This window comes from Streptococcus sp. FDAARGOS_256 (assembly GCF_002289235.2).
GTDB lineage: Bacteria > Bacillota > Bacilli > Lactobacillales > Streptococcaceae > Streptococcus.
This window is the reverse complement of the sequence record NZ_NTGM02000001.1, coordinates 1,336,733-1,361,865: the sequence shown is the minus strand read 5'-3', so window position 1 is coordinate 1,361,865 and position 25,133 is coordinate 1,336,733. Positions and strand designations below refer to the sequence as shown.

The following is a 25,133-nucleotide window of genomic DNA, read 5'->3' as shown; positions in this document are numbered from 1 at the left end:
TTTGGTAACCATATAAACATAAGAAAAAAACAGCCGAGGGATATCCTTTTGGCTGTTTTTGATAGGGGAAAACTAGAGGGTAATGCTATTGTTTTTAGAAATTTTCATAAATAGTAATAATGAAGTAACTGTCAAGACAGTGAGGATAGTTGACAAAGCAGCCGCCACGCCATAATTTCCACGAAGTACTTCAGTGTAGATAGCTACAGTCATTGTTCTAGTCTTAACATTGTATAAGAGAATTGAAGTAGAAAGTTCTGAAATCATCGTTACCCATGATAGGATTGCCCCTGAGATGATACCTGAAAGCATCATTGGGGTGGTGATTTTAGTAAAGGTATTAAGACGACTACTTCCTAAACTTTCTGCAGCTTCTTCAATGCTCGGAGAAATTTGTTGCAAGCTAGCTACTGAAGATCGAATAGTATATGGGAGTCTTCTAACAGATAAGGACATGATCAGGATAAAGGCTGTTCCTGTAATCATAAGGAAGCCACTTCCGAAGATTCCTGTATTGAATGAAGAGATAAATGCAATACCGAGAACAGTTCCTGGTACGATATAAGGTACCATACTAAGACTATCGATTAGATTCGTAAATAGGTTGCGTTTACGAACAGCAAGGTATGAGATGAAGGTTGCAAATAAAACAACGAGAATCAAGGCAAGTAGAGGGATGCGAATGGTATTGAAAATAGCAGACCCCATACGGTTGAAGGCTGTTTTATAGCTATTTAATGAGTATCCATTAACAAATACCATACCTGATGTTTTAAGGAATGATGTATAAATCAAGTAAACTTGAGGTAAGACAGAGAATATAATAATACCATAAACAGTTACATAAATAGCAGCCATCTTTCCTTTTGTCGTTTTCTTAGGTTCGATTGGATGAAGCGAGTTCATACTGAAGCTGAAACGATTTGAAATATACTTTTGGATGAGGAAGATAGCAAGGGCGATTGTAATGGCCATGATTGCTAAGGCAGATGCGAAAGCCGAGTTGCCTCCAACTTCACTGATAAACTGAGTATAGATTAATACTGGGAAAGTACGATATCCCTCACCAATCAGCATCGGAGTACCGAAGTCTGAGAAAGCTCTCATAAACACTAGGAGCGCTGCTGCTAGTAAAGTTGGGACTAGAAGAGGTAAAACGACTGTTACAATTCGTTTAAAGCCGAAAGATCCCATGCTTTCAGCAGCTTCCAAGAGGGAGTTGTCAATACTCTTCATGGTTCCAGCTACGTAAAGGAAAACGAGTGGGAAAAGTTGGAGTGTAAAGACAAGTACAATACCTTTAAAGCCATAGATATCAAAAGCGGGCAAATGGAGTGTGTTGGTTAGAAATTTTGTAATAACTCCGTTTCTACCAAGAAGTAGAATCCAAGAATAGGCACCTACAAAGGGAGCTGACATGGATGCGATGATAATCAAGATTTGCAAAAATTTCTTCCCCTTGAAGTCATACATTGAAAATAGATAAGCTAGCAAGGTACCAACAACGACAGAAGTAATTGTTGCAGTTACAGAAACTTTAAAACTATTAATGAGTGTCTCAGAATAATAAGATTTGCTAAAGAATGTAACAAAATTTTCTAAAGAGAAGCTACCTTCATTTACCAGTGCTTGCTTTAGTACAGTCACAATTGGGTAGACCAAGAAAACCAAGTAGGTAAGGAAAATGAAGAAGGAAGATCCAGTCCATATGTTTAGTTTTTTACGCTCCATGGCTGACTCCTTTTATGAGATTTCGCGAACCGTCTTCAGAGAAGACATTGAGTTTTTGAGTATTGATTCTCAAACGAACACAATCTCCTTTTTCTAAATCTTCTTCGAATGTTGATTCTTCACTTACTTGAAGTTTTGGAGCAAATCCAGTTTCAATGAAGTATTCAGTGTTAAGCCCAAGGTAAACACTGTCAGTGATTGTTCCATTGATTGGACCATTTTCATCACGGATAAATTCTTCAGGACGAATGCTAACACGGATGTTTTGCTCGTCAACTTGATCAAGAGTTGGCATACGAAGAGAATAGCCGTCTTCAAAGACTATGTAAGCTCCGTCAGCTTGTTTTTCTAGACGAGCAGGGATTATATTTGTTCTACCAATAAATGTTGCAACAAATTCATTTGCTGGTTTATGGTAAAGCTCTTTGGGACGACCAATTTGTTGAATAACACCGTCTTTCATAACAGCAATTTGGTCAGAAATGGCCATGGCTTCTTCTTGGTCATGAGTTACGTAGACAGTTGTAATACCAACTTCGTGTTGGATTTCTCGGATAGCTTGACGCATATCTAAGCGAAGTTTGGCATCTAGGTTACTTAGAGGTTCATCCATAAGGAGAACGCTAGGATTAACAGCTAAAGCGCGTGCTAAGGCAACCCGTTGTTGTTGACCACCACTAAGTTTATCTGGTCTACGATCAGCGTACTGAGCAATCTGCATCAACTCAAGGTATTTGTTAGTTTGTTTTATGAGCTCCTCTTTTGGAACTTTTTTCTGCTTGAGTCCAAACGCTACGTTATCACGCACTGTCAAATGTGGGAAAATCGCATAGTTTTGGAACACCATTCCGATGTTACGCTTGCTAGGTTCCATGTTATTAATTTTGGTATCATCGAAGTAGAATTCTCCTCCTTCGATGCTGTTGAACCCAGCAATCATACGAAGCAAAGTTGTTTTCCCGCATCCTGAAGGCCCAAGGAGAGTGAAAAGGCTTCCCTTAGGAATTGTAACATTTAAATTTTCGATAACGGGCACATCATTGTAAATTTTCTTAGCATTAATAATTTTAATCTCGCTCATAGTCAACCCCTATTACTGTTTAGATTGGATATCTGTAAAGATTTCGTTGTATTTCTTAACAATTTCTGATTTGTTTTTGATGACATAGTCATAGTCTTCAGTTAGTACTTTGATTTGTTCGATTGGTTTCATATTTTCGCTAGTTTTAGCATTTTTACGAACAGGACGGTTAGTAGTTGTAGTACCTAGAGTATCTTGTACGTCTTGAGAAATGATGAAATCGATAAATTTCTTAGCATTTTCTTTGTTTTTTGCGTTTTTTATAATAGCAGCACTCGCTGGTAAGAAAACAGTTCCTTCTTTTGGATAAACAACTTTAATGTTAGCACCGTCGTTTAAAAGTTTAACTGCAGGATCTTCATATGAAAGACCAACAGCCATTTCTCCATCTGCCACTGCTTTATAAACACCAGATGAACTTGAACCGATTTTACCATTAATTAATGTGAAGAGATCTTTTACATAAGTCCAAGCCTTGTCATCTGCATATCCCCCCTCAGCTTGTAACATGTTTGTTAGTTGAGCAAAAGCACTAGAAGAGTTAGCAGGGTCAGCTGTTGCAATTTTTCCTTTGAGCTCTGGTTTGATAAGATCGCTATATCCTTCGATATTCATACCCTTAGTCAAATCAGGATTTACAATTAATACACTACCGTCTAATGTGTAAGGAGTTGAGTAACCGGTTGTATTTTGATATTCTTTGATTACATTTTCGTTTTCTGGAGAAACGTAATTTTCAAAGAGTTCTCCGTGAGTGGCATATTGAGTATAGGAACCACCAAATATGACATCTGCTACAGGTGCTTCTTTTTCAGACTCTAGCTTTTTAAAGAGCTCACCAGTTCCTGCTTGAATGAGTTCAACTTTAATACCATATTTTTCTTCAAAAGCAGGAATTGTCGCACCAATTAAGCCTTCTGAGTTTGGCGAATAGACTACCAGAGTGTCACTTCCACCGTTTTCGGTTGCCTTATCTCCTGAAGTGTCGTCAGAAGAGCAGGCAGTCAGTCCTAGAATAGCAAGTCCACAAGCAGCAAAATACATCCATTTCTTTTTCATGATGGATACCTCCAAAGTTTTTGTTATATCTATTGTAAAAGAATGTAAGCGTTTTTAAAACTCAAAATTCTATCCTAATAGTGGAAAATTCTCTACAAAAAAGAAGAATAGTTTTTATACTATTCTTCCAATGGTTTTTAATTCTTTTGGGGAAATATGAAAGTATTTCTTAAAAACTTTCCCAAAATATTTATAGTCTGAGAACCCCACTTGTTCAGCAATTTGGCTAAGTGGATAGTCAGGATGTTGGATTATTTTTTCAACTGCTTGTTTTAATCTATACTGTAGGATATATTCATTCAAGGTAATTGGAAAATCTTCTTTGATAACTTTATATAGATAACTTTCGCTATAGCCTAAATTTTCTGCAATAGTAGAAATAGTAAAGTGTTCGGAGTAGTGCTGGTGTATAAATTCGAGAATTTGTTGAATCAGTTGGTTTTGAGGATTGATTTTTTGAAGAGAGGTGACAAAAATCTGATAATCTTGTAAAAATGGCTTGTTTTGATGTTGATCCATTTGAAGGCGAAGAATTATTTTCTCTAGACATTCTGTTAATTCTATGATATTTATGGGTTTTGATAGAAAATCTACAGCTCCAAATTGCATAGCTTTTTTTGCATTTTGGAAATCATCATAGCCAGATAGGATTACTTTTTCATAGGAAATAGACTGTGTGGCTTCAAACATCATGAAGGCATCCATGATAGGCATGGTGATATCTGTCAGTACAATATGTGGTTTTAGTTTTTGAATTAGTTCCATTCCTTCTTGTCCATGACTAGCGGTTCCTACGACTTGAATACCTAAGGTAGAGTAGTCTACAGCAATCTCAAGCCATTTTCGAATTAAGTGCTCGTCTTCGACAATGATTAGCTTAAACATGTGTTCTTCCTTTCGTGACAAATTTAACAAACGTTTCACCTTTAGGATTTACTCCTAAATCCAATTCGACATTTTCAAAGAAGTTATTCAATCGTTTGTAACTATTGACAATACCGTGTTGAGTATGTGGACTGTTCAGGGATTCTAGGATATGTAGGCGTTCTTGTTTAGTTAAACCACCGGCATTATCCATAATGATAAAGGTTAGCTCTTCCTGATTCTGAGTGATTTTGATAGAGATGGAAAGATCTATACGATACTGCCTTCCGTATTTTAGAGCATTTTCTACAAGCGGTAATAGGAAAAGTTTTGGGATGACTTGTGAATATAGTTTTTGAGAATAGTCAATATGATAAGAAAATTGTTCAAAGCGAATCTGATGAATCTTTAGATATGCTTCGATAATTTCTAAGTCCTTCCCAAGAGTCGTTTCTTTTTCTAATTCAGTCACGCTGTATCGCAGGATGCGTGTTAGATTTTGAATAAGGTCTTGTGTAATACTAGCATCAATCATACTCGTGATTTTAATAGTTTCCAAGGTATTGTATAGGAAGTGAGGATTAAACTGAGCTTCTAGCATTTTTCTTTCAAAAACCCATTTTTCCTTTTCAATGGTCAACATCTTTTGATGAAGTTCGTCCAACTCCTGTAGCATATCGTTAATTTTCTCAGCTATCAGTTCAAATTCATCCTCAGTATGGAGAGTAAGTTTCTTTTCTTTTTTCTTAGGAATTTCATGTAATTGAAAGACTAAACTTTCAATAGGACCAGCATTATGGGTTGCGATTTTATGGGCAATTCTCCTAGCCTGCCAAAAATATAATAGAAAGATACAAAGTGTTAGTATGGAAGCAAGACTAAGTAAGCTAGGAATAGGAAAGAATGATTGGAAAGTGTAAATTGAAAAAATTGAATCAACTTTACGCTTTTCAATCAAAATTGGATTTTCAACGAACCAATGTGTTTTTGAATGGAGAGATTTCTCATCAAATTTTTCCAGAGTTGATTGTGTAAATTGATTAGTATTACTAGAGTATATATTACCAAAGGTATCTGTGATGACGTATTTTGAATTAATTAAAGGGATACTTGATACGAAGTCATTCTCATTAACAAAAGAAATACTGTAAGCTATTGCTCGTTGATTTTGAATTATGGGCATAATAAAGACAGCATAATGCTGCTTATCCATAGATAGAGCAACTTTCTCTGAAATGGATCCTTGGGTAGGATTTTGAATTAATAATTTTAAATAATAGGGAGCTAAAAGAGTTTCTTTATGATTGCGATTAGTGCTAAATAAAAGTTCGCCAGTATCATCGAGAATGACAAAATCAGAACTGAGTTTTAGTTGAGCTTTTGTTTCATAAAATAGACTAAATAATTCCCTGTCAGTGTGTTTACCTTCTATAAATTCTGGAACCATTTTTTTATTCATAGTTTCCAACAATTCATAATTCGCTTGTTTCATGTCATGAACATGTTGAGCAATTTGTTGAGTATCTTTAGCTAGTTGTTGTTTTTGTAAAAAATAGGAAAACCCAAAAAGAAAAATTAGTAATAAAAGAGAAGATATAAAAGCTGCTATGGAGCTTCTATGTAGAATTTCTTTTTGAAGAGATCTTTTAAAGGAATGAGACATCCGTTACCTCCTTTAGAAGGGGTTTCTGTTATAAGTATAGCAGTTTAAAAATTCTAGAGCAAGGTAAAATAGAAAAGTGTAGAATAGAACGAGACCAAATTCCCCCAAAAATGGTATAATAGTAACATCACAAAATTGGAGAGAGACCATGAGTTTTTACAATCATAAAGAAATTGAGCCTAAGTGGCAGGGCTACTGGGCAGAACATCATACATTTAAGACAGGAACAGATGCATCAAAACCGAAGTTTTATGCTCTCGATATGTTCCCATATCCTTCAGGAGCTGGATTGCATGTAGGACACCCAGAAGGTTATACAGCAACGGATATTCTCAGCCGTTACAAACGTGCGCAAGGATACAACGTCCTTCACCCAATGGGATGGGATGCCTTTGGATTGCCTGCAGAGCAATATGCTATGGATACAGGAAATGACCCAGCAGAATTTACGGCGGAAAATATTGCCAACTTCAAACGCCAAATCAATGCGCTTGGATTCTCTTACGACTGGGACCGTGAAGTTAACACCACAGATCCAAATTATTACAAGTGGACTCAGTGGATTTTCACCAAGCTTTACGAAAAAGGCTTGGCCTATGAAGCCGAAGTACCAGTAAACTGGGTGGAAGAATTGGGAACGGCCATTGCCAACGAAGAAGTGCTTCCTGATGGAACTTCTGAGCGTGGTGGCTATCCCGTTGTCCGCAAACCAATGCGCCAATGGATGCTCAAAATTACGGCCTATGCAGAGCGCTTGCTTAATGACTTGGATGAGTTGGATTGGCCAGAGTCTATTAAGTACATGCAACGCAACTGGATTGGCAAATCAATTGGTGCCAATGTAACTTTCAAAGTGAAAGGGACTGACAAGGAATTCACCGTCTTTACAACTCGTCCTGATACTCTTTTCGGTGCGACCTTCACAGTCTTGGCTCCTGAGCATGACTTGGTTGACGCCATCACAAGTCCAGAGCAAGCTGAGGCTGTAGCTGACTACAAACACCAAGCTAGTCTCAAGTCTGACTTGGCTCGTACCGACCTTGCCAAGGAAAAAACAGGGGTTTGGACTGGTGCTTATGCTATCAACCCTGTCAATGGTAAGGAAATTCCAATCTGGATCGCCGACTATGTTCTTGCGAGCTATGGAACAGGTGCCGTTATGGCTGTGCCAGCCCACGACCAACGTGACTGGGAATTTGCCAAACAATTTGACCTCCCAATCGTAGAAGTGCTTGAAGGTGGAAATGTAGAAGAAGCTGCCTATGCTGAAGATGGTCTTCATGTCAATTCAGACTTCCTAGATGGCCTTAACAAAGAAGAAGCGATTGCTAAAATTGTGGCTTGGTTGGAAGAGAAAGGTTGTGGACAAGAGAAGGTTACCTACCGTCTCCGCGACTGGCTCTTTAGCCGTCAACGTTACTGGGGTGAGCCAATCCCAATCATTCATTGGGAAGATGGGACTTCAACAGCTGTTCCTGAAAGTGAACTCCCACTTGTCTTGCCAGTCACCAAGGATATCCGTCCTTCAGGTACTGGGGAAAGCCCATTGGCTAACTTGACCGACTGGTTGGAAGTGACGCGTGAAGATGGTGTCAAAGGTCGTCGTGAAACCAACACCATGCCACAATGGGCTGGTTCAAGCTGGTACTACCTCCGCTATATTGACCCACATAATACTGAGAAATTGGCTGACGAGGATCTCCTCAAACAATGGTTGCCAGTAGATATCTACGTGGGTGGTGCAGAGCACGCTGTACTTCACTTGCTTTACGCTCGTTTCTGGCATAAATTCCTCTATGACCTCGGTGTTGTTCCGACTAAGGAACCATTCCAAAAACTCTTTAACCAAGGAATGATTTTGGGAACAAGCTACCGTGACCACCGTGGAGCTCTTGTAGCGACTGATAAGGTTGAAAAACGTGACGGTTCTTTCTTCCATGTGGAAACAGGAGAAGAGTTGGAGCAAGCACCAGCCAAGATGTCTAAATCACTCAAGAACGTTGTCAATCCAGACGATGTGGTGGAACAATATGGTGCCGACACTCTTCGTGTCTATGAAATGTTCATGGGGCCACTCGATGCTTCCATCGCTTGGTCTGAAGAAGGCTTGGAAGGAAGCCGTAAATTCCTAGACCGTGTTTACCGTTTGATTACAAGTAAAGAAATTGTTGCGGAAAATAATGGTGCTCTTGACAAGGTTTATAACGAAACCGTTAAATCTGTTACTGAGCAAATCGAATCCATGAAATTCAACACAGCTATTGCCCAACTTATGGTCTTTGTCAACGCTGCTAATAAGGAAGACAAACTCTATGTGGACTACGCCAAAGGCTTTATCCAATTGATTGCCCCATTTGCACCTCATTTGGCAGAAGAACTCTGGCAAACAGTTGCTGCAACAGGTGAGTCCATCTCTTATGTAGCTTGGCCAACTTGGGACGAAAGTAAATTGGTTGAAGATGAAATCGAAATCGTCGTCCAAATCAAAGGAAAAGTTCGTTCCAAATTGATGGTTGCTAAAGACCTATCACGCGAAGAATTGCAAGAAATCGCTCTGGCTGATGAAAAAGTTAAAGCAGAAATTGACGGCAAGGAAATCGTGAAGGTGATTGCGGTACCTAACAAACTCGTTAATATCGTCGTTAAATAACGAGTTTATTATCTCTATCTGCCACCTTCAATAGTCCACTGGACTATTGAAGCCAACTAAATTGGTTAATATTGTTGTGAAATAAGATAGGAATCCTCCAGAGCTGAACTCTGGAGGATTTTTTGAATTTTTTCATGAAAGTATGATATACTATGTGCAATTATAAAGTTTGAAAAGTAAAACAAGGAGAAAACAATGCCAGTAAATGAATATGGTCAGATAATTGGTGAGTCAATGGAAGGTTATACTCCAGGAGAATTGCCTTCCATTGATTTCTTAGAAGGGTGCTACGCTCGGATAGAGGCTCTTTCGGTGGAAAAGCATGCGGAGGATCTGCTAGCTGTTTATGGTCCAGATACTCCTCGGGAGATGTGGACCTACCTCTTTCAGGAACCAGTGGCAGATATGGAGGAACTGGTTAGCCTTTTAAATCAGATGTTAGCTCGTAAGGATCGCTTTTACTATGCAATCATAGATAAGGCAACTGATAAGGTCTTGGGAACTTTTTCTCTCATGCGCATTGACCAGAATAACCGAGTAATAGAAGTGGGAGCTGTCACTTTTTCTCCAGAACTCAGGGGAACACGGATAGGGACAGAAGCCCAGTATCTCCTGGCACGGTATGTTTTTGAGGAGCTTAACTATCGTCGCTACGAGTGGAAATGTGATGCTCTAAATCTCCCATCCAGACGAGCTGCGGAGCGTTTGGGCTTTGTCTATGAAGGAACCTTCCGCCAGGCAGTCGTTTATAAGGGGCGTACGAGGGATACGGATTGGCTCTCTATGATTGATAAGGACTGGCCTCGAGTTAAAGCTCGTTTGGAAGCATGGCTGGCTCCTGAAAATTTTGATAAAAATGGACGGCAGTACAAGAGCTTGAGAGAATTCTGAGAGGTATTGAGATGATGACTATTAGAAGGCAAGAAATTGTCAAGCTAGAGGATGTTTTGCATCTCTATCAGGCAGTTGGATGGACAAATTATACCCATCAACCTCAGATGCTGGAGAAGGCCTTATCTCACTCCTTAGCGATTTATCTGGCACTTGATGGCGATGCCGTGGTGGGCTTGGTCCGTTTAGTCGGAGATGGTTTTTCATCGATTTTTGTCCAGGATTTGATCGTTTTGCCTAGCTATCAGCGCCAAGGGATTGGTAGCGACTTGATGAAAGAGGCTTTAGGTGATTACAAAGATGCCTATCAAGTCCAACTAGTGACCGAACAGACAGAAAAAACCTTGGGATTCTATCGTTCTCTGGGATTTGAAACCTTATCTACTTATGATTGTACAGGAATGATTTGGGTGGATCGAAAAAGATAAAAAAAAATTATTTTTTATTAAGTAAAGTTTAAGTCTCCTCGTGTATTATATAGTTATTAGATAAAGACCTCCTAATACTCTTCGAAAATCTCACCAGCCTTCGTTAGAGTCGACTTAGCTAACTATAGTTATGCTTGCGTCTATCTGCCTAGTCTTATTTCGATTTTCATTGAGTACCCTTTATTTAATAAAATCCCAAACTTTTCTTTTTCATCATAATCTCCCAAAGAAGTCACCCAATCAGGTGGCTTTTTTGTGGCTTGAAAAAGAAAATTTCATTTGAAAAAATTTTTAAAAAAATGATAAAACAAAGAAAAAGTTAAGTTAGCTTTAAGATTCATCTTGTATTATATAATCATTAAATAAAGACCTCCTAACTTTATTTAATGAAATCCTAAACTTTTCTTTTTCATAATAATCTCCCTAAAGAGGCCACCCAATCAGGTGGCTTTTTTGTTTGTGGCTTGGATTTTTGATATAATAGAGCCATGAGTAGAATTTTAGATAATGAAATCATGGGGGATGAGGAGTTGGTAGAACGTACCCTCCGTCCTCAGTATTTACGTGAATATATTGGGCAGGATAAGGTCAAGGACCAGCTGCAAATCTTTATCGAAGCTGCCAAAATGCGGGATGAGGCACTGGACCATGTTCTTTTATTTGGTCCTCCAGGTCTCGGGAAAACAACCATGGCCTTTGTTATTGCCAATGAACTGGGAGTCAATCTCAAGCAAACGTCAGGTCCTGTCATTGAAAAAGCGGGTGACCTGGTAGCGATTTTGAATGATTTGGAGCCTGGAGACGTTCTCTTTATTGACGAGATTCATCGCTTGCCCATGTCGGTGGAAGAGGTGCTTTATAGTGCCATGGAAGACTTCTACATTGATATCATGATTGGTGCTGGTGAAGGCAGTCGCAGTGTTCATTTGGACTTGCCACCATTCACCTTGATTGGTGCAACGACACGTGCGGGGATGCTCTCAAATCCTCTACGGGCACGTTTTGGGATTACAGGTCATATGGAATACTATGCTCATGCTGATTTGACGGAAATTGTTGAGCGGACAGCAGATATTTTTGAGATGGAAATCACTCATGAGGCGGCTGCTGAGCTGGCCTTGCGCAGTCGAGGAACTCCTCGTATCGCCAATCGTCTCCTCAAGCGCGTGCGCGACTTTGCCCAGATTATGGGGGATGGCTTGATTGATGATGTGATTACGGATAAGGCTTTGACCATGCTGGATGTAGACCGTGAAGGTTTGGACTATGTGGACCAAAAAATCCTTCGCACCATGATTGAGATGTATGGTGGTGGTCCTGTAGGACTGGGAACCCTTTCTGTTAATATTGCTGAAGAGCGTGAGACGGTAGAAGATATGTATGAACCTTACCTGATTCAGAAAGGTTTCATCATGCGAACTCGTTCTGGGCGGGTTGCAACGGCTAAGGCATATGAGCATTTAGGGTATGAATACAGTGAAAAATGAACAAAAAATTCTAGATGCTTTCAGAGAAAATCCGGATATGATGACCATTTTGACCATCATTCGTGACCTTGATCTGAAAGACTCGTGGTTGGCAGCAGGTTCTGTCAGGAATTTCATCTGGAATCTCTTGTCTGATAAATCGCCTTTTGATAGTGAGACGGATGTGGATGTGATTTTCTTTGATCCAGATATTTCTTATGAGGAAACAGTATCCCTAGAGAAAAAACTGAGAGAAGATTTTCCTCAGTATCAGTGGGAGTTGAAAAATCAGGTCTATATGCATCAGCACAGTCCCCACACTGCGCCTTACACGAGTTCTCGTGATGCTATGAGTAAGTATCCTGAACGCTGTACGGCGATAGGGCTTCGCTTGCATGCCGAAGCAACTTTAGAGCTCTTTGCGCCTTATGGTTTAGAGGATATTTTGAACTTTCAGGTTTCCCCAACTCCTCATTTTTTAGAGAATGAGGACCGAATGAAGCTCTATCAAGAACGCTTGTCCAAGAAAAATTGGCAAGAAAAATGGAAAAATCTCACTTTTTCAAAAAACTTAAGAAAAATTTAAGTTAGGGACGGTATACTAGGTTCATAAGTTAAGAGGAACTTAACTTAAACTCCTAAAACTTTTTCATAATAATCTCCCTATAAAATTAAGTCGCCCAATCAGGCGGCTTATTTTTTGTATGTACGGAGAGCTAATAACTTAGCAATAGAAGAAAATAGGGAAATATGGTATAATGAAACGATAGATTTTTGAATAGGAATAAGAACATGTTTGGATTTTTTAAGAAAGATAAAGCTGTAGAAGTCGAGGTTCCAACACAGGTTCCTGCTCATATTGGTATCATCATGGATGGGAATGGTCGTTGGGCTAAAAAACGGATGCAACCACGGGTTTTTGGTCATAAGGCGGGGATGGAAGCCCTCCAAAAGGTAACCAAGGCAGCTAACAAGATGGGAGTTAAGGTCATCACGGTTTATGCCTTTTCAACGGAAAATTGGACGCGCCCAGATCAAGAAGTCAAGTTTATCATGAACTTGCCAGTCGAGTTTTATGATAACTATGTCCCTGAATTGCATGCAAATAACGTTAAGATTCAGATGATTGGGGAGACAGACCGTCTGCCTAAGCCGACTTTTGAAGCTTTGAAAAAAGCAGAGGAGTTGACTAAGAACAATACGGGCTTGATTCTCAATTTTGCGCTTAACTATGGTGGTCGTGCTGAAATTACGCAGGCTCTTAAGGGCTTGGCTCAAGATGTTCTAGATGCTAAAATCAACCCTGGTGACATCACAGAAGATATGATCGGGGACTATCTTTTTACGCAACACCTGCCAAAGGATTTGCGGGATCCGGATTTGATTATCCGTACGAGTGGTGAGTTGCGTTTGAGTAATTTCTTGCCATGGCAAGCAGCCTATAGTGAGCTTTACTTTACGGATACCTTGTGGCCTGATTTTGATGAAGCTGCCTTGCAGGAAGCTATTGCTGCTTTTAACCATCGCAATCGCCGTTTTGGAGGAGTTTAGGAGAAGATATGACCAAGGATTTACAAAAGAGAACATTGTTTGCGGTATTGGCCCTGGCAATTTTCCTTCCAGTCTTGTTTGCAGGAGGGCTCTTGTTGCAGATAGGGATTGGCTTGTTAGCGATGCTAGGCGTCCATGAACTCTTGCACATGAAGGGGCTAAAGACTATGACCATCGAGGGTGCCATGACCCTCTTTGCGACCTTTGCTCTCACAATCCCCTTAGAAAATTACCTAACTTTTTTGCCAGTTGATGGGAATGTGGTTGCCTACAGCGTTTTAATTATGATTATGCTAGGGACCACCGTTTTCAGTAAAAGCTACACGATTGAAGATGCCGCTTTTCCAATTGCTGTGAGCTTTTATGTTGGTTTTGGCTTTAATGCCTTACTAGATGCTCGGGTGGCAGGTTTTGACAAGGTACTGTTGGCCCTTTTTATCGTTTGGGCGACAGATAGCGCAGCCTACCTGACAGGGATGAATTTTGGTAAACATAAGTTGGCACCGAGAGTTTCTCCTAATAAGAGTATTGAGGGCTTTGTCGGGGGTATTTTAGGTGCGGTACTGATAACGGTAATCTTCATGCTAGTGGACAGTACAGTTGCTCTTCCTTATGGAATTTATAGAATGAGTCTCTTTGCTGCCTTCTTCAGTGTGGCAGGTCAGTTTGGTGACTTGATTGAGAGTGCCATGAAACGCCATTTCGGTGTCAAGGATTCTGGGAAATTTATCCCTGGACATGGCGGTGTGTTGGATCGCTTTGACAGCATGCTGATTGTGTTTCCAATGATGCACTTATTTGGCCTGTTTTAAAGAAAGGAATATTGAATGATTGGATTGCTAACCTTTATCCTCGTTTTTGGGATTATTGTGGTGGTGCATGAGTTTGGACATTTTTATTTTGCCAAGAAATCAGGCATTCTAGTTCGTGAATTTGCCATTGGTATGGGGCCCAAGATTTTTTCCCATATCGGTAAGGATGGCACTGCTTATACCATTCGAATCCTTCCTCTAGGAGGCTATGTTCGTATGGCAGGCTGGGGTGATGATGCGACAGAAATCAAGACAGGAACTCCAGTCAGTTTAACACTTGCTGATGATGGTAAGGTCAAACGGATCAACCTCTCAGGGAAGAAACTGGATCAAACGGCTCTTCCTATGCAGGTAACCCAGTTTGACTTTGAAGACAAGCTCTTTATCAAGGGGTTGGTCTTGGAAGAAGAAAAGATTTTTGCAGTAGATCACGATGCAACGGTTGTTGAAGAAGACGGAACCGAAGTGCGCATAGCTCCTTTGGATGTACAGTATCAAAATGCTTCTATCTGGGGCAAGCTCATCACCAACTTTGCAGGTCCTATGAATAACTTTATCTTAGGTGTTGTTGTTTTTTGGATCTTGATCTTTTTGCAGGGCGGTGTTAGAGATGCTCAGACCAATCTCTTTCACGTCATGCCAGAGGGCGCTTTGGCTAAAGTAGGCGTAGCTGAGACCGCTCAAATTACCAAGGTCGGCTCGCATGAGGTTAAGAATTGGCAAGACTTGACTCAGGCTGTGGAAGCAGATACTAAGGACAAGACAGCCCCGACCTTGGATGTGACCATTTCTGAAAATGGTAGTGAAAAGCAAGTTACTGTGACGCCAGAAGAAAATCAAGGACGTTACATTCTCGGGGTTCAACCGGGGGTCAAGTCAGACTTTCTATCCATGTTTGTTGGTGGCTTTACAACCGCTGCTGACTCAGGACTTCGCATCCTTTCGGCTCTGAAAAACTTGATTTTCCATCCAGATTTGAACAAACTCGGTGGTCCCGTTGCCATTTTTAAGGCAAGTAGCGATGCTGCTAAAAATGGTCTTGAGAATGTCCTCTATTTCCTAGCTATAATTTCCATCAATATCGGGATTTTTAACTTGATTCCTATCCCGGCTTTGGATGGTGGAAAGATTGTGCTCAATATCCTAGAGGCTATCCGCCGGAAACCCCTTAAACAAGAAATTGAAACCTATGTCACCATGGCTGGTGTAGTTATCATGGTTGTCTTGATGCTAGCTGTGACCTGGAATGACATTATGCGACTCTTCTTTTAGATAATCGAGGAATATTATGAAACAAAGTAAAATGCTAATCCCAACGCTTCGCGAAATGCCAAGCGATGCTCAAGTTATCAGCCACGCCCTTATGTTGCGTGCTGGTTATGTTCGTCAAGTTTCTGCTGGTGTTTATTCTTACCTGCCACTTGCTAACCGTGTGATTGAAAAGGCTAAGAATATTATGCGCCAAGAGTTTGATAAGATTGGTGCGGTGGAGATGTTGGCTCCTGCCCTTCTCAGTGCCGATCTTTGGCGTGAATCAGGTCGTTATGAAACCTATGGTGAAGACCTTTATAAACTGAAAAACCGTGAAAAGTCAGACTTTATCCTAGGTCCGACACACGAAGAAACTTTTACGGCTATTGTTCGTGACTCTATCAAGTCTTACAAGCAATTGCCACTCAACCTTTACCAAATCCAACCGAAATACCGTGATGAAAAACGTCCACGTAACGGTCTTCTCCGTACGCGTGAATTTATCATGAAAGACGGCTATAGTTTCCATGCTAATTACGATAGTTTGGATGTGACTTATGACGAGTACAAAGCGGCCTATGAACGAATTTTCACTCGTAGTGGCTTGGACTTCAAGGCTATCATCGGTGATGGTGGCGCCATGGGTGGTAAGGATAGCCAAGAATTTATGGCCATTACACCAGCCCGTACAGACCTTGACCGCTGGGTTGTCTTGGACAAGTCAGTTGCCTCATTTGATGAAATTCCTGAAGAAGTGCAAGAAGAAATCAAGGCAGAATTACTTAAATGGATGGTTTCTGGTGAAGATACCATCGCCTACTCAAGTGAGTCTAGTTATGCGGCTAACTTAGAAATGGCAACAAACGAGTACAAACCAAGCAACCGTGTCGTTGCGGAAGAAGAAGTGACTCGTGTCGCAACACCAGATGTTAAATCAATTGATGAAGTGGCAGCCTTCCTAAACGTGCCAGAAGAGCAAACGATCAAAACCCTCTTCTACATGGCAGATGGAGAGCTTGTTGCAGCCCTTCTAGTTGGAAATGACCAACTCAATGAAGTTAAGTTGAAAAATCACTTGGGAGCAGATTTCTTTGATGTTGCGAGCGAGGAAGAAGTAGCAAATGTTATCTCAGCTGGCTTTGGTTCGCTTGGCCCAGTTGGTTTGCCAGAAAATGTGAAAATCATTGCAGACCGTAAGGTGCAAGATGTTCGCAATGCTGTTGTAGGGGCTAATGAAGATGGCTACCACTTGACGGGTGTGAATCCAGGTCGTGACTTTACTGCAGAATATGTAGATATCCGCGAAGTTCGTGAGGGTGAAATTTCCCCAGACGGACAAGGTGTCTTAAACTTCGCCCGTGGTATTGAGATCGGTCATATTTTCAAACTCGGAACTCGCTACTCAGCAAGCATGGGTGCAGATGTTTTGGATGAAAATGGTCGTGCTGTGCCAATTATCATGGGATGTTACGGTATTGGTGTTAGCCGTCTTCTCTCAGCAGTTATGGAGCAACACGCTCGCCTCTTTGTTAACAAAACGCCTAAAGGGGAATACCGTTATGCTTGGGGAGTTAACTTCCCTAAAGAATTGGCACCATTTGATGTGCACTTGATCACTGTCAATGCCAAAGATGAAGAAGCGCAAGCCTTGACAGAGAAACTTGAAGCAAACTTGATGGGAGCTGGTTACGAAGTCTTGACAGACGACCGTAACGAACGTGTCGGGGTTAAATTTAGCGATAGCGACTTGATTGGGTTGCCAATCCGTATTACTGTTGGGAAGAAAGCAGCCGATGGCATCGTAGAAGTTAAGATTAAGGCGACTGGTGACACCATCGAAGTTCATGCAGACAACTTGCTTGAAACGCTTGAAATCCTCAGCAAGAAATAAAAACTATAATCAGAAGAAAAACAAGGCAAAAATGTAACTAGTTTTTACCTTGTTTTTTCTATATAATGGGAAAAATGAGTAAACGAAGAGGTAAAGCTATGCTAAAATTTCCAAAGGATTTTGTTTGGGGTTCCTCCACTTCTGGACCACAGACAGAAGGACGAGTGCTTGGTGATGGTAAAGGAGATAATCTCTGGGATTATTGGTATCAGGTGGAGCCCAATCGCTACTACAATGGGATTGGACCTGACAAAACATCGACTTTCTATGAAAACTGGGAAAAGGATATTGAGCTTCTGGTAGAGACTGGGCATACAGCCTTCCGAACTTCTATCCAGTGGTCTCGCATTTTCCCACAAGGCCGTGGAGAGGTCAATCCGCAAGGGGTGGCTTTCTACCGTCAGGTCTTTGAAGCCATTAAGGCCAAGGGAATTCGTCTCTTAGTTAATCTCTATCACTTTGACCTGCCATTTGCTCTACAAGAAGATGGGGATGGCTGGGAAAATAAGGCGACTGTCTCAGCCTATGAAGACTATGCTCGTTTTTGTTTTGAGACTTACGGTGACTTGGTGGACCAATGGATTACCTTCAATGAACCCATCGTCCCCGTAGAATTTGGTTATTTTTATGATGCCCATTATCCTCATAAGGTAGATGCCAAAGCGGCGGTTCAGGTAGCCTATCACACACAACTGGCTAGCAGTCTTGCGGTTAAGGCCTGTCATGAGATTTTGCCTGATTCTAAGATTGGGATTGTCCTTAACTTGACACCAGCTTACCCACGTAGCCAACATCCTGCGGATGTCAAGGCTGCGCGCATTGCCGACCTATTCCAAGCCCAATCTTTCTTAGACCCGTCTGTACTGGGAGCTTATCCAAAGGAATTGGTGGAAATTTTAGCTGAGTATGATTTGTTACCGAATTCTACAGCTGAGGAGTTGGACCTTATTCGGGAGAATACAGTTGATTTCCTTGGAGTCAATTACTACCAACCTTTGCGCGTTATGGCGCCACGTTTTGCTAAACATCCTGATAGCCCGCTTTTGCCAGAGCATTTCTACGAACCTTACGTCATGCCGGGCCGTAAAATCAATCCTCACCGCGGTTGGGAAATCTACGAGCAGGGGATTTATGATATCGCTCAAAATATCCAGGAAAATTATGGTAATATTGAGTGGTTGCTGACCGAAAACGGCATGGGTGTTGAAGGGGAAGACAAGTTCCGTGAGAATGGCATGATTCAGGACGACTATCGTATTGACTTTGTCAAAGGACATCTGCGTGAACTTCACCGTGCCATTGAAGATGGAGCAAACTGTAAAGGATACTTAATCTGGACCTTTATTGATTGCTGGTCATGGCTCAATAGCTATAAAAACCGCTATGGTTTGGTTGAATTAGACTTGGAAACACAAGAACGCCGTCTGAAGAAATCAGGGCACTGGTTCAAGGAACTCAGCGACCATAATGGATTTTAAGAATAAAAAGAGTGAGATGGCGTTCATCTCACTTTTTATTACAATATCATCACCAAGGTCCCAATCGTAATCAGGATACAGCCAATAACTGTTTTAAACGTCAGGATATCTTGTAGGAAGAAAAAGGCTAGAACGAGGGTAATGACGAGACTGAATTTATCGACAGCAGATACCTCAGTCGCATTGCCCATCTGTAGGGCCTTGTAGTAGCAGAGCCAGGAGGCACCAGTGGCCAAGCCTGATAAGACGAGAAAGAGCCAACTTTTTCTACTGATGTTGACAATTTCGGTCTGACTATTGGTCAAGAAAACCATGGCCCAGGCCATAAGAATGACGACGACTGTACGAATAGCGGTTGCTAGATTGGATGGAACTCCTTCAATCCCAATCTTGGCTAAAATTGACGTTAAGGCTGCAAAGATAGCTGATAAAAGTGCGAAGAAAAACCACATGGCAAATACCTCCTCTTTTTATTATAAGTAATTGATGCTGACTTGTCAGGGATCAAGTGAAATCTTGATAAAATACCAGATAGAAAAACTATACCAATTTTTATTCTTGACAAGTTAAAAAAACAAGTATATACTGTTTTTGCTGGTTCTGTAAAAGAGAAATCAGACTATACCAATTTAAGGAGAAAGCACAGCTGGTCTGTGTCGTATATACTATGTGTGGAATTGTTGGTGTTGTTGGAAACACAAATGCAACTGATATTTTGATTCAAGGGCTTGAAAAGCTCGAATACCGTGGTTATGATTCTGCGGGGATTTTTGTCCTAGGTGGTGCTGAAAACCATCTAGTCAAGGCTGTTGGTCGTATCGCAGAATTGTCTGCAAAGACAGCTGGTGTTGAGGGAACAACTGGTATCGGACATACGCGTTGGGCGACTCACGGGAAACCAACGGAAGAAAATGCTCACCCACACCGCTCTGAGACAGGACGTTTTGTCTTGGTGCACAATGGAGTGATTGAAAACTACCTTGAAATCAAGGAAGAATACCTTGCAGGTCACCACTTCAAGGGGCAAACCGATACAGAAATTGCCGTTCACCTGATTGGGAAATTTGCAGAAGAAGATGGTTTGTCAGTTCTTGAAGCCTTCAAAAAAGCCCTTCACATTATTCGTGGTTCTTATGCCTTTGCCTTGATTGACTCTGAAAATCCAGATGTCATCTATGTCGCTAAGAACAAATCTCCACTTTTGATTGGTCTTGGAGAAGGTTATAATATGGTCTGCTCAGATGCTATGGCTATGATTCGTGAGACCAACCAATACATGGAAATTCATGACCAAGAGTTGGTAATCGTCAAGGCTGATAGCGTCGAAGTTCAAGACTATGATGGTAACAGTCGTGAGCGTGCTAGCTACACTGCTGAGCTCGACTTGTCAGATATCGGTAAGGGGACTTATCCTTACTACATGCTCAAGGAAATCGACGAGCAACCAACGGTTATGCGTAAACTCATCCAAGCCTACACGGATGAGGCAGGTCAAGTTGTCGTAGATCCAGCTATCATCAAGGCTGTTCAAGATGCAGACCGCATCTATATCCTTGCAGCTGGAACATCGTACCACGCAGGATTTGCTTCTAAGAAGATGTTGGAAGAATTGACAGATACACCAGTAGAACTTGGAATCTCATCTGAGTGGGGCTACGGTATGCCACTTCTCAGCAAGAAACCGCTCTTCATCTTTATCAGCCAGTCTGGTGAAACAGCTGACAGCCGTCAGGTTTTGGTTAAGGCTAATGAAATGGGAATTCCGAGTTTGACAGTGACAAATGTGCCAGGTTCAACTCTTTCACGTGAAGCCAACCATACCATGCTTCTTCACGCGGGTCCTGAAATTGCCGTAGCATCAACAAAGGCCTATACGGCACAAATCGCAGCCCTTGCCTTCCTTGCAAAAGCAGTTGGAGAAGCAAACGGCAATGCCAAAGCGCAAGCCTTTGACCTGGTTCATGAGTTGTCAATCGTAGCTCAGTCTATCGAATCAACTCTTTCTGAGAAAGAAAACATTGATGCCAAGGTTCGAGAGCTTCTTGAAACAACTCGCAACGCTTTTTACATTGGACGTGGTCAAGACTACTATGTAGCCATGGAAGCCAGTCTCAAACTCAAAGAGATTTCTTACATCCAATGTGAAGGCTTTGCGGCAGGAGAACTCAAGCACGGAACCATTGCCTTGATTGAAGAGGGGACACCTGTCTTGGCCCTCTTGTCAGATCCAGTCCTTGCTAACCACACTCGTGGAAATATCCAGGAGGTCGCAGCCCGTGGTGCTAAGGTACTTACAATCGCAGAAGAAAATGTTGCCAAAGAGACAGATGATATCGTTCTTACGACTGTCCACCCTTACCTCTCACCAATCTCAATGGTCGTACCAACGCAATTGGTCGCTTACTTTGCAACCCTCCACCGTGGACTCGATGTGGACAAACCACGTAACCTTGCTAAGTCAGTAACAGTAGAATAAACCAAGAAAGTCTAGTTCATCTAGGCTTTTTCTAATGAGCAAATCCATTGAAAGTAAAACTAATTAGTGATAAAATACTCTAAAAACTAAAAGAGATAGCGAGGAAACAGTATGGTAGAATTAGGAATTTCAACATTTGGTGAAACAACCGCTCTGGAAGCGACTGGGCAGATTTACAGTCATGATGAACGCATTCGTCAGTTGGTGGCAGAAATTGAGCTGGCTGATAAGGTTGGTTTGGATGTGTACGGGATTGGGGAGCATCATCGGGAGGACTTTGCGGTATCGGCGCCAGAGATTATTCTTGCAGCTGGGGCAGTCAATACCAAAAAGATTCGTTTGACTAGTTCGGTCAGCATTCTCTCGAGTATGGATCCGATTCGCTTGTTCCAACAATATGCTACCATCGATGCCTTGTCAAATGGACGGGCAGAGATTATGGCAGGTCGTGGTTCATTTACCGAATCCTTCCCTCTGTTTGGCTATGACTTGAAAGACTATGAAGCTCTCTTTGATGAAAAGTTAGACCTGCTTCAGCTGGCAAATGAAAGCACCAAAGTGAACTGGCAGGGGCAATTGACCCAAAGCATTGCTGGAAAAGAAGTCTATCCTCGTCCTGTTCAGGACAAATTGCCATTGTGGGTGGCGACAGGTGGTCATGTAGAGTCAACAGTGAAGATTGCTCGGGCAGGGTTGCCGATTGTCTATGCCATTATCGGTGGCAATCCGCATTATTTTAAAAAGCTGATTCAAGCTTATCGTGAGATTGGTAGGGAGGCCGGTCATGCGGATAAAGACCTGAAAGTGGGCGCTCATTCTTGGGGGTGGATTGCGGAAGATGGCGAGCAGGCTGTCAAAGATTATTTCCATCCGACCAAGCAAGTAGTGGATACTATTTCCAAAGACCGTCCGCACTGGCAGGAGTTGACCTATGAGCAATATTTGGAGCAAGTTGGTCCAAATGGAGCCATGTTTGTGGGAAATCCTGATCAGGTAGCAGAAAAATTGATTCGCATGATTGAGGATTTAGACTTGGACCGCTTCATGCTCCATCTACCGCTTGGTTCTATGCCACATGATCAAGTTTTGAGAGCTATTGAACTCTTCGGCACACAAGTGGCCCCCAAAGTACGAGCTTACTTTGCCATGAAAGAGAGGATATAAAAAAATTCAATCGGTTGAGTCGATTGGTGAGGATCACCCTTGGATTCAGCAACAGGTGGAAGTGGTACAAGAGATAGAGCATACTATCTAGTGGAATATATACTAGTTTATACCAAGTACAAGATAAAATAGTAAAAAAGACGATTTCTGCTTGGAAATCGTCTTTTTTCGCTATTCTCGCAAATACGATATCTTGTGGTTGGTGTAAACTGGTAGATAGCTCTCTTATTTTATTTATCAAAACCTTGTAAGTTTTTTTGGCGCTCTTCAGTTTGACCCTTGGCATCTAATTTATTACCATTGTAAACAGTGCTTTCCCATGATCCGTACATTGGGTTAGGGAAAATGATGAATTTCTCACCAAACTCTTTTTGTAATTCCTCTAATTTTTGGTCGCGCTCAGTTTCAGAGGTCTTTGAAAACTCTGCAAAGTCCACAAGATTGTCTCCTAGTAGCATGACTAAGTTGGTTTTTTCTTGGACTGCTTGTCTACGACCTTCTTTAGATTTGACGCCTTTTTCTAAGAACATGAGATGATCGCGGCTTTGTACAGGAATTCCTTCGTTTTCTAGGTTTTTGATCGTATCATCTACCTGATCTATCGTGCGGTCAGATACATAGTAAATTTGGACACCGTTTTGGTCTGCAAATTGGAGAAAGTCTTTAGCACCTGGTACAGCCTTGGCTGCGGCTTTTTTTACCCAGACATCCCAGTTTTCTGGGGTAAATGCTGTTCCGTCTTTGACATTTTGTGCTTGATAAGGGCTATTGTCTAATACGGTTTCGTCCAAGTCCAAAACGATAGAGTAGGGTTTATCTGTCTGTGTTTTTAGTAGTTCTTTCAAACGATTAGTAGCAACATTGTAACCTTGTAGGTAGAGTGCCTTGGTCTCAGCTGCTTTTTGATACCAAAGAGTTGACATAGTATTTTCTCTTGAACGCAACTGATCATAGGTCATGGTAACCTGATTATCAGATGTACTACTTTGTGTTGTCTGTGAATTTGCCGAATTTGTGCCACAGCCAGTCAGTAAAATGACGGAAGCAAGTGTAGAAGCAATTGTAACGGTAACTTTGGATATTTTCATAATCCCATCCTCCTAATAATAGTCTATTAATATTGTAGCGTTTTCGCGGGATTTGTGCAAGGGAATATTGGGAGAAAATAAATTTTTCAGTAGTAATTTGGTATTAGGATAAAATTATGTACTTAATTTGGGAATGAAGATGGATATAAAATTTTCCAATCGGCTTGATAGAAAATCTATATCAACTCCTTTTTGAAAAATAGATGAAAATAAAGTGAATCTTTGAAAGGCTAGTAACATCAAGCTTTTCAGGGATTTTTTTCTTTATTGATATAAAAATTTCCAATCGAGTTGATAGTCAATATATATTGGGAAAAGGGGAAAAGGAGTGGTAAGATGGTTTCAATCCAAATGGAAGGAGAAAGGTATGGCAAGTAAAAGAGATCTAGTCTTTAGAGCGATTCGAGGCGATGAAGTGGAAAGAGTTCCTGTGGGATTTTGGTTTCATTTTGTAACACTCGAAGAAAAGGGGCAGGGATTAAATAATCCACGTATCTTTCAAAAGAGTGTTGATGGGCATCGCAACTATGTGGGAAGGATTCGCCCTGATTTTGTCAAAATTATGAGCGACGGTTTTTTCCTTTATCCAAGTAATGTCTATAGTCCTAAGATTGCAAGCATTCAGGAGCTGACTTCTATTGAGTCGATTGGTGAGGAACACCCATGGATTCAGCAACAGGTGGAAGTGGTACAAGCGATTCGAGAGACCTTTACCGAAGAGATTGCTTCTTTCTACAATATCTTTTCGCCGATCTCCTACCTCAAGCGCTGGTTCCGTACAGAAACTTCTCGAGGTGATAAGGAAGTAGCTGATTTATTGCTTGAAAATCCTGAGCAATTCAGAGCTATTCTAGATGTGATTGCAGGAGATATTGCTATCCTAACTCAGAAAATCATCCAGCAAGGCGGTGTTGACGGGATTTACCTCAGCACCCAGGAAATTCAAGATGAGCGCATCACACCAGCACTTTACCAAACCTATATAGAACCGAGCAATATAGCGATTTTAGAGGCAGCTAATCAGGTTGGTGGGACCAATATCCTCCATATCTGTGGTTTTGAAGGTGCGAGCAATGATGTGACGATATTTAAGGACTATCCAGCTCAAGTGGTCAACTGGGCGACCCACCATGAGGATGTTAGTTTGACACAGGGTCAAGAGTTGTTTCCAGGCAAGGCCGTTTTAGGTGGATTTGAAAATGGCAAGAAAAGCTTGCTTTATCAAGGTTCCAAGGCGGAATTGCAAGATGAAACAAGACGGTTGTTGGCTGAAGCGGGTAGTAAAGGCGTTCTTCTGGGAGCTGACTGTACTGTTCCAGATGACTTTGACTTAGAGAGGTTGGACTGGATTCGGCAGGCAGCTGTTCTCTAAAAGGAGGAGTTATGAAAAGTAAAAGATGGGGCATCTTCATTGCAGTTATCGGTTTGCTGGCTTTGGTTGCCGTAAGCGTCGTAAAAAATGGGCACTGCAAAAATGGAGAGAGATGTCGTGGAGTTCAGGATTTTTCCAAGTCCAGTCTCCCCTTTCTACGCTCGAATGATATCGCAAGCAGTTTATTAGTTGAAAAAGTAAGAAATGGAGAATAAGA

The 25,133-nt window shown here is 41.4% G+C and carries 21 protein-coding genes; 14 read left to right on the top strand and 7 right to left on the bottom strand.

What is annotated here, in order from left to right:
* Positions 1 to 72: 72 nt before the first annotated feature.
* The 5 genes from A6J84_RS06690 to A6J84_RS06670 all read right to left on the bottom strand — a co-directional run bounded on the left by A6J84_RS06690 (position 73) and on the right by A6J84_RS06670 (position 6,398).
* Entirely contained in the window at positions 73 to 1,731 is a 1,659-nt protein-coding gene (locus A6J84_RS06690; protein WP_049520527.1) for an ABC transporter permease, read from the bottom strand.
* Positions 1,721 to 2,812: an ABC transporter ATP-binding protein gene (locus A6J84_RS06685; RefSeq protein ID WP_049520526.1), complete on the bottom strand. Its 1,092-nt coding sequence runs from the start codon at positions 2,810 to 2,812 to the stop codon at positions 1,721 to 1,723. The genes A6J84_RS06690 and A6J84_RS06685 overlap by 11 nt, the downstream gene beginning before the upstream one ends.
* Positions 2,813 to 2,824: 12 nt before the next feature.
* Positions 2,825 to 3,871, bottom strand: a complete 1,047-nt coding sequence (locus A6J84_RS06680) for an ABC transporter substrate-binding protein (RefSeq protein WP_049520525.1) — start codon at positions 3,869 to 3,871, stop codon at positions 2,825 to 2,827.
* A 114-nt stretch (positions 3,872 to 3,985) separates the two neighbouring features.
* Positions 3,986 to 4,756, bottom strand: a complete 771-nt coding sequence (locus tag A6J84_RS06675; protein ID WP_084849988.1) for a response regulator transcription factor — start codon at positions 4,754 to 4,756, stop codon at positions 3,986 to 3,988.
* Positions 4,749 to 6,398 carry a sensor histidine kinase gene (locus A6J84_RS06670; RefSeq protein WP_084849987.1) on the bottom strand — a complete coding sequence of 550 codons (1,650 nt, stop codon included), beginning with the start codon at positions 6,396 to 6,398 and terminating at the stop codon, positions 4,749 to 4,751. The genes A6J84_RS06675 and A6J84_RS06670 overlap by 8 nt, the downstream gene beginning before the upstream one ends.
* Positions 6,399 to 6,546: 148 nt before the next feature.
* Here A6J84_RS06670 and leuS point away from each other — a divergent pair, with 148 nt between their 5' ends.
* The 10 genes from leuS (at position 6,547) to A6J84_RS06620 (ending at position 18,816) form a co-directional block, all read left to right on the top strand.
* On the top strand, positions 6,547 to 9,048 hold the full coding sequence (leuS, locus tag A6J84_RS06665) for a leucine--tRNA ligase (RefSeq protein ID WP_095726300.1): 2,502 nt from the start codon (positions 6,547 to 6,549) through the stop codon (positions 9,046 to 9,048).
* Between the two features lie 195 nt (positions 9,049 to 9,243).
* Positions 9,244 to 9,939 carry a GNAT family N-acetyltransferase gene (locus A6J84_RS06660; RefSeq protein ID WP_095726299.1) on the top strand — a complete coding sequence of 232 codons (696 nt, stop codon included), beginning with the start codon at positions 9,244 to 9,246 and terminating at the stop codon, positions 9,937 to 9,939.
* A gap of 11 nt (positions 9,940 to 9,950) precedes the next feature.
* On the top strand, positions 9,951 to 10,367 hold the full coding sequence (locus A6J84_RS06655) for a GNAT family N-acetyltransferase (RefSeq protein WP_095726298.1): 417 nt from the start codon (positions 9,951 to 9,953) through the stop codon (positions 10,365 to 10,367).
* 488 nt (positions 10,368 to 10,855) lie between these two features.
* Positions 10,856 to 11,854 carry a Holliday junction branch migration DNA helicase RuvB gene (gene ruvB, locus A6J84_RS06650; protein ID WP_000086801.1) on the top strand — a complete coding sequence of 333 codons (999 nt, stop codon included), beginning with the start codon at positions 10,856 to 10,858 and terminating at the stop codon, positions 11,852 to 11,854.
* A complete protein-coding gene (locus A6J84_RS06645) occupies positions 11,835 to 12,419 on the top strand; it encodes a nucleotidyltransferase family protein (RefSeq protein ID WP_001098878.1) in 585 nt (194 codons plus the stop codon). Before ruvB ends, A6J84_RS06645 begins: the two co-directional genes overlap by 20 nt.
* A 206-nt stretch (positions 12,420 to 12,625) precedes the next feature.
* Positions 12,626 to 13,384, top strand: coding sequence for an isoprenyl transferase (locus tag A6J84_RS06640; protein WP_000466705.1), 759 nt, complete (start codon positions 12,626 to 12,628; stop codon positions 13,382 to 13,384).
* Between the two features lie 8 nt (positions 13,385 to 13,392).
* Positions 13,393 to 14,196: a phosphatidate cytidylyltransferase gene (locus tag A6J84_RS06635; protein ID WP_095726297.1), complete on the top strand. Its 804-nt coding sequence runs from the start codon at positions 13,393 to 13,395 to the stop codon at positions 14,194 to 14,196.
* Positions 14,197 to 14,211: 15 nt separating this feature from the next.
* Positions 14,212 to 15,468 (top strand): RIP metalloprotease RseP, encoded by a 1,257-nt coding sequence (gene rseP, locus A6J84_RS06630; RefSeq protein WP_095726296.1) that lies wholly within the window; start codon positions 14,212 to 14,214, stop codon positions 15,466 to 15,468.
* Between the two features lie 16 nt (positions 15,469 to 15,484).
* On the top strand, positions 15,485 to 17,338 hold the full coding sequence (locus tag A6J84_RS06625; protein ID WP_095726295.1) for a proline--tRNA ligase: 1,854 nt from the start codon (positions 15,485 to 15,487) through the stop codon (positions 17,336 to 17,338).
* Between the two features lie 98 nt (positions 17,339 to 17,436).
* Entirely contained in the window at positions 17,437 to 18,816 is a 1,380-nt protein-coding gene (locus tag A6J84_RS06620; RefSeq protein ID WP_095726294.1) for a glycoside hydrolase family 1 protein, read from the top strand.
* A gap of 38 nt (positions 18,817 to 18,854) precedes the next feature.
* Here A6J84_RS06620 and A6J84_RS06615 read toward each other — a convergent pair whose 3' ends face one another.
* Positions 18,855 to 19,268 carry an EamA family transporter gene (locus A6J84_RS06615; protein WP_095726293.1) on the bottom strand — a complete coding sequence of 138 codons (414 nt, stop codon included), beginning with the start codon at positions 19,266 to 19,268 and terminating at the stop codon, positions 18,855 to 18,857.
* 215 nt (positions 19,269 to 19,483) lie between these two features.
* Here A6J84_RS06615 and glmS point away from each other — a divergent pair, with 215 nt between their 5' ends.
* Both glmS and A6J84_RS06605 read left to right on the top strand, forming a co-directional pair.
* Positions 19,484 to 21,292: a glutamine--fructose-6-phosphate transaminase (isomerizing) gene (gene glmS, locus A6J84_RS06610; RefSeq protein WP_095726292.1), complete on the top strand. Its 1,809-nt coding sequence runs from the start codon at positions 19,484 to 19,486 to the stop codon at positions 21,290 to 21,292.
* A gap of 111 nt (positions 21,293 to 21,403) precedes the next feature.
* Positions 21,404 to 22,456, top strand: a complete 1,053-nt coding sequence (locus A6J84_RS06605) for an LLM class flavin-dependent oxidoreductase (RefSeq protein WP_095726291.1) — start codon at positions 21,404 to 21,406, stop codon at positions 22,454 to 22,456.
* A 230-nt stretch (positions 22,457 to 22,686) separates the two neighbouring features.
* Here the strand turns inward: A6J84_RS06605 and A6J84_RS06600 are convergent, their stop codons facing one another.
* Complete coding sequence (locus tag A6J84_RS06600) at positions 22,687 to 23,544, bottom strand: 5'-nucleotidase, lipoprotein e(P4) family (protein ID WP_095726290.1); 858 nt, start codon at positions 23,542 to 23,544, stop codon at positions 22,687 to 22,689.
* 367 nt (positions 23,545 to 23,911) lie between these two features.
* Between A6J84_RS06600 and A6J84_RS06595 the strand changes: the two genes are divergently transcribed.
* A complete protein-coding gene (locus tag A6J84_RS06595) occupies positions 23,912 to 24,916 on the top strand; it encodes a uroporphyrinogen decarboxylase family protein (RefSeq protein ID WP_095726289.1) in 1,005 nt (334 codons plus the stop codon).
* 11 nt (positions 24,917 to 24,927) lie between these two features.
* Positions 24,928 to 25,131 carry a hypothetical protein gene (locus A6J84_RS06590; protein ID WP_095726288.1) on the top strand — a complete coding sequence of 68 codons (204 nt, stop codon included), beginning with the start codon at positions 24,928 to 24,930 and terminating at the stop codon, positions 25,129 to 25,131.
* Positions 25,132 to 25,133: the final 2 nt, after the last annotated feature.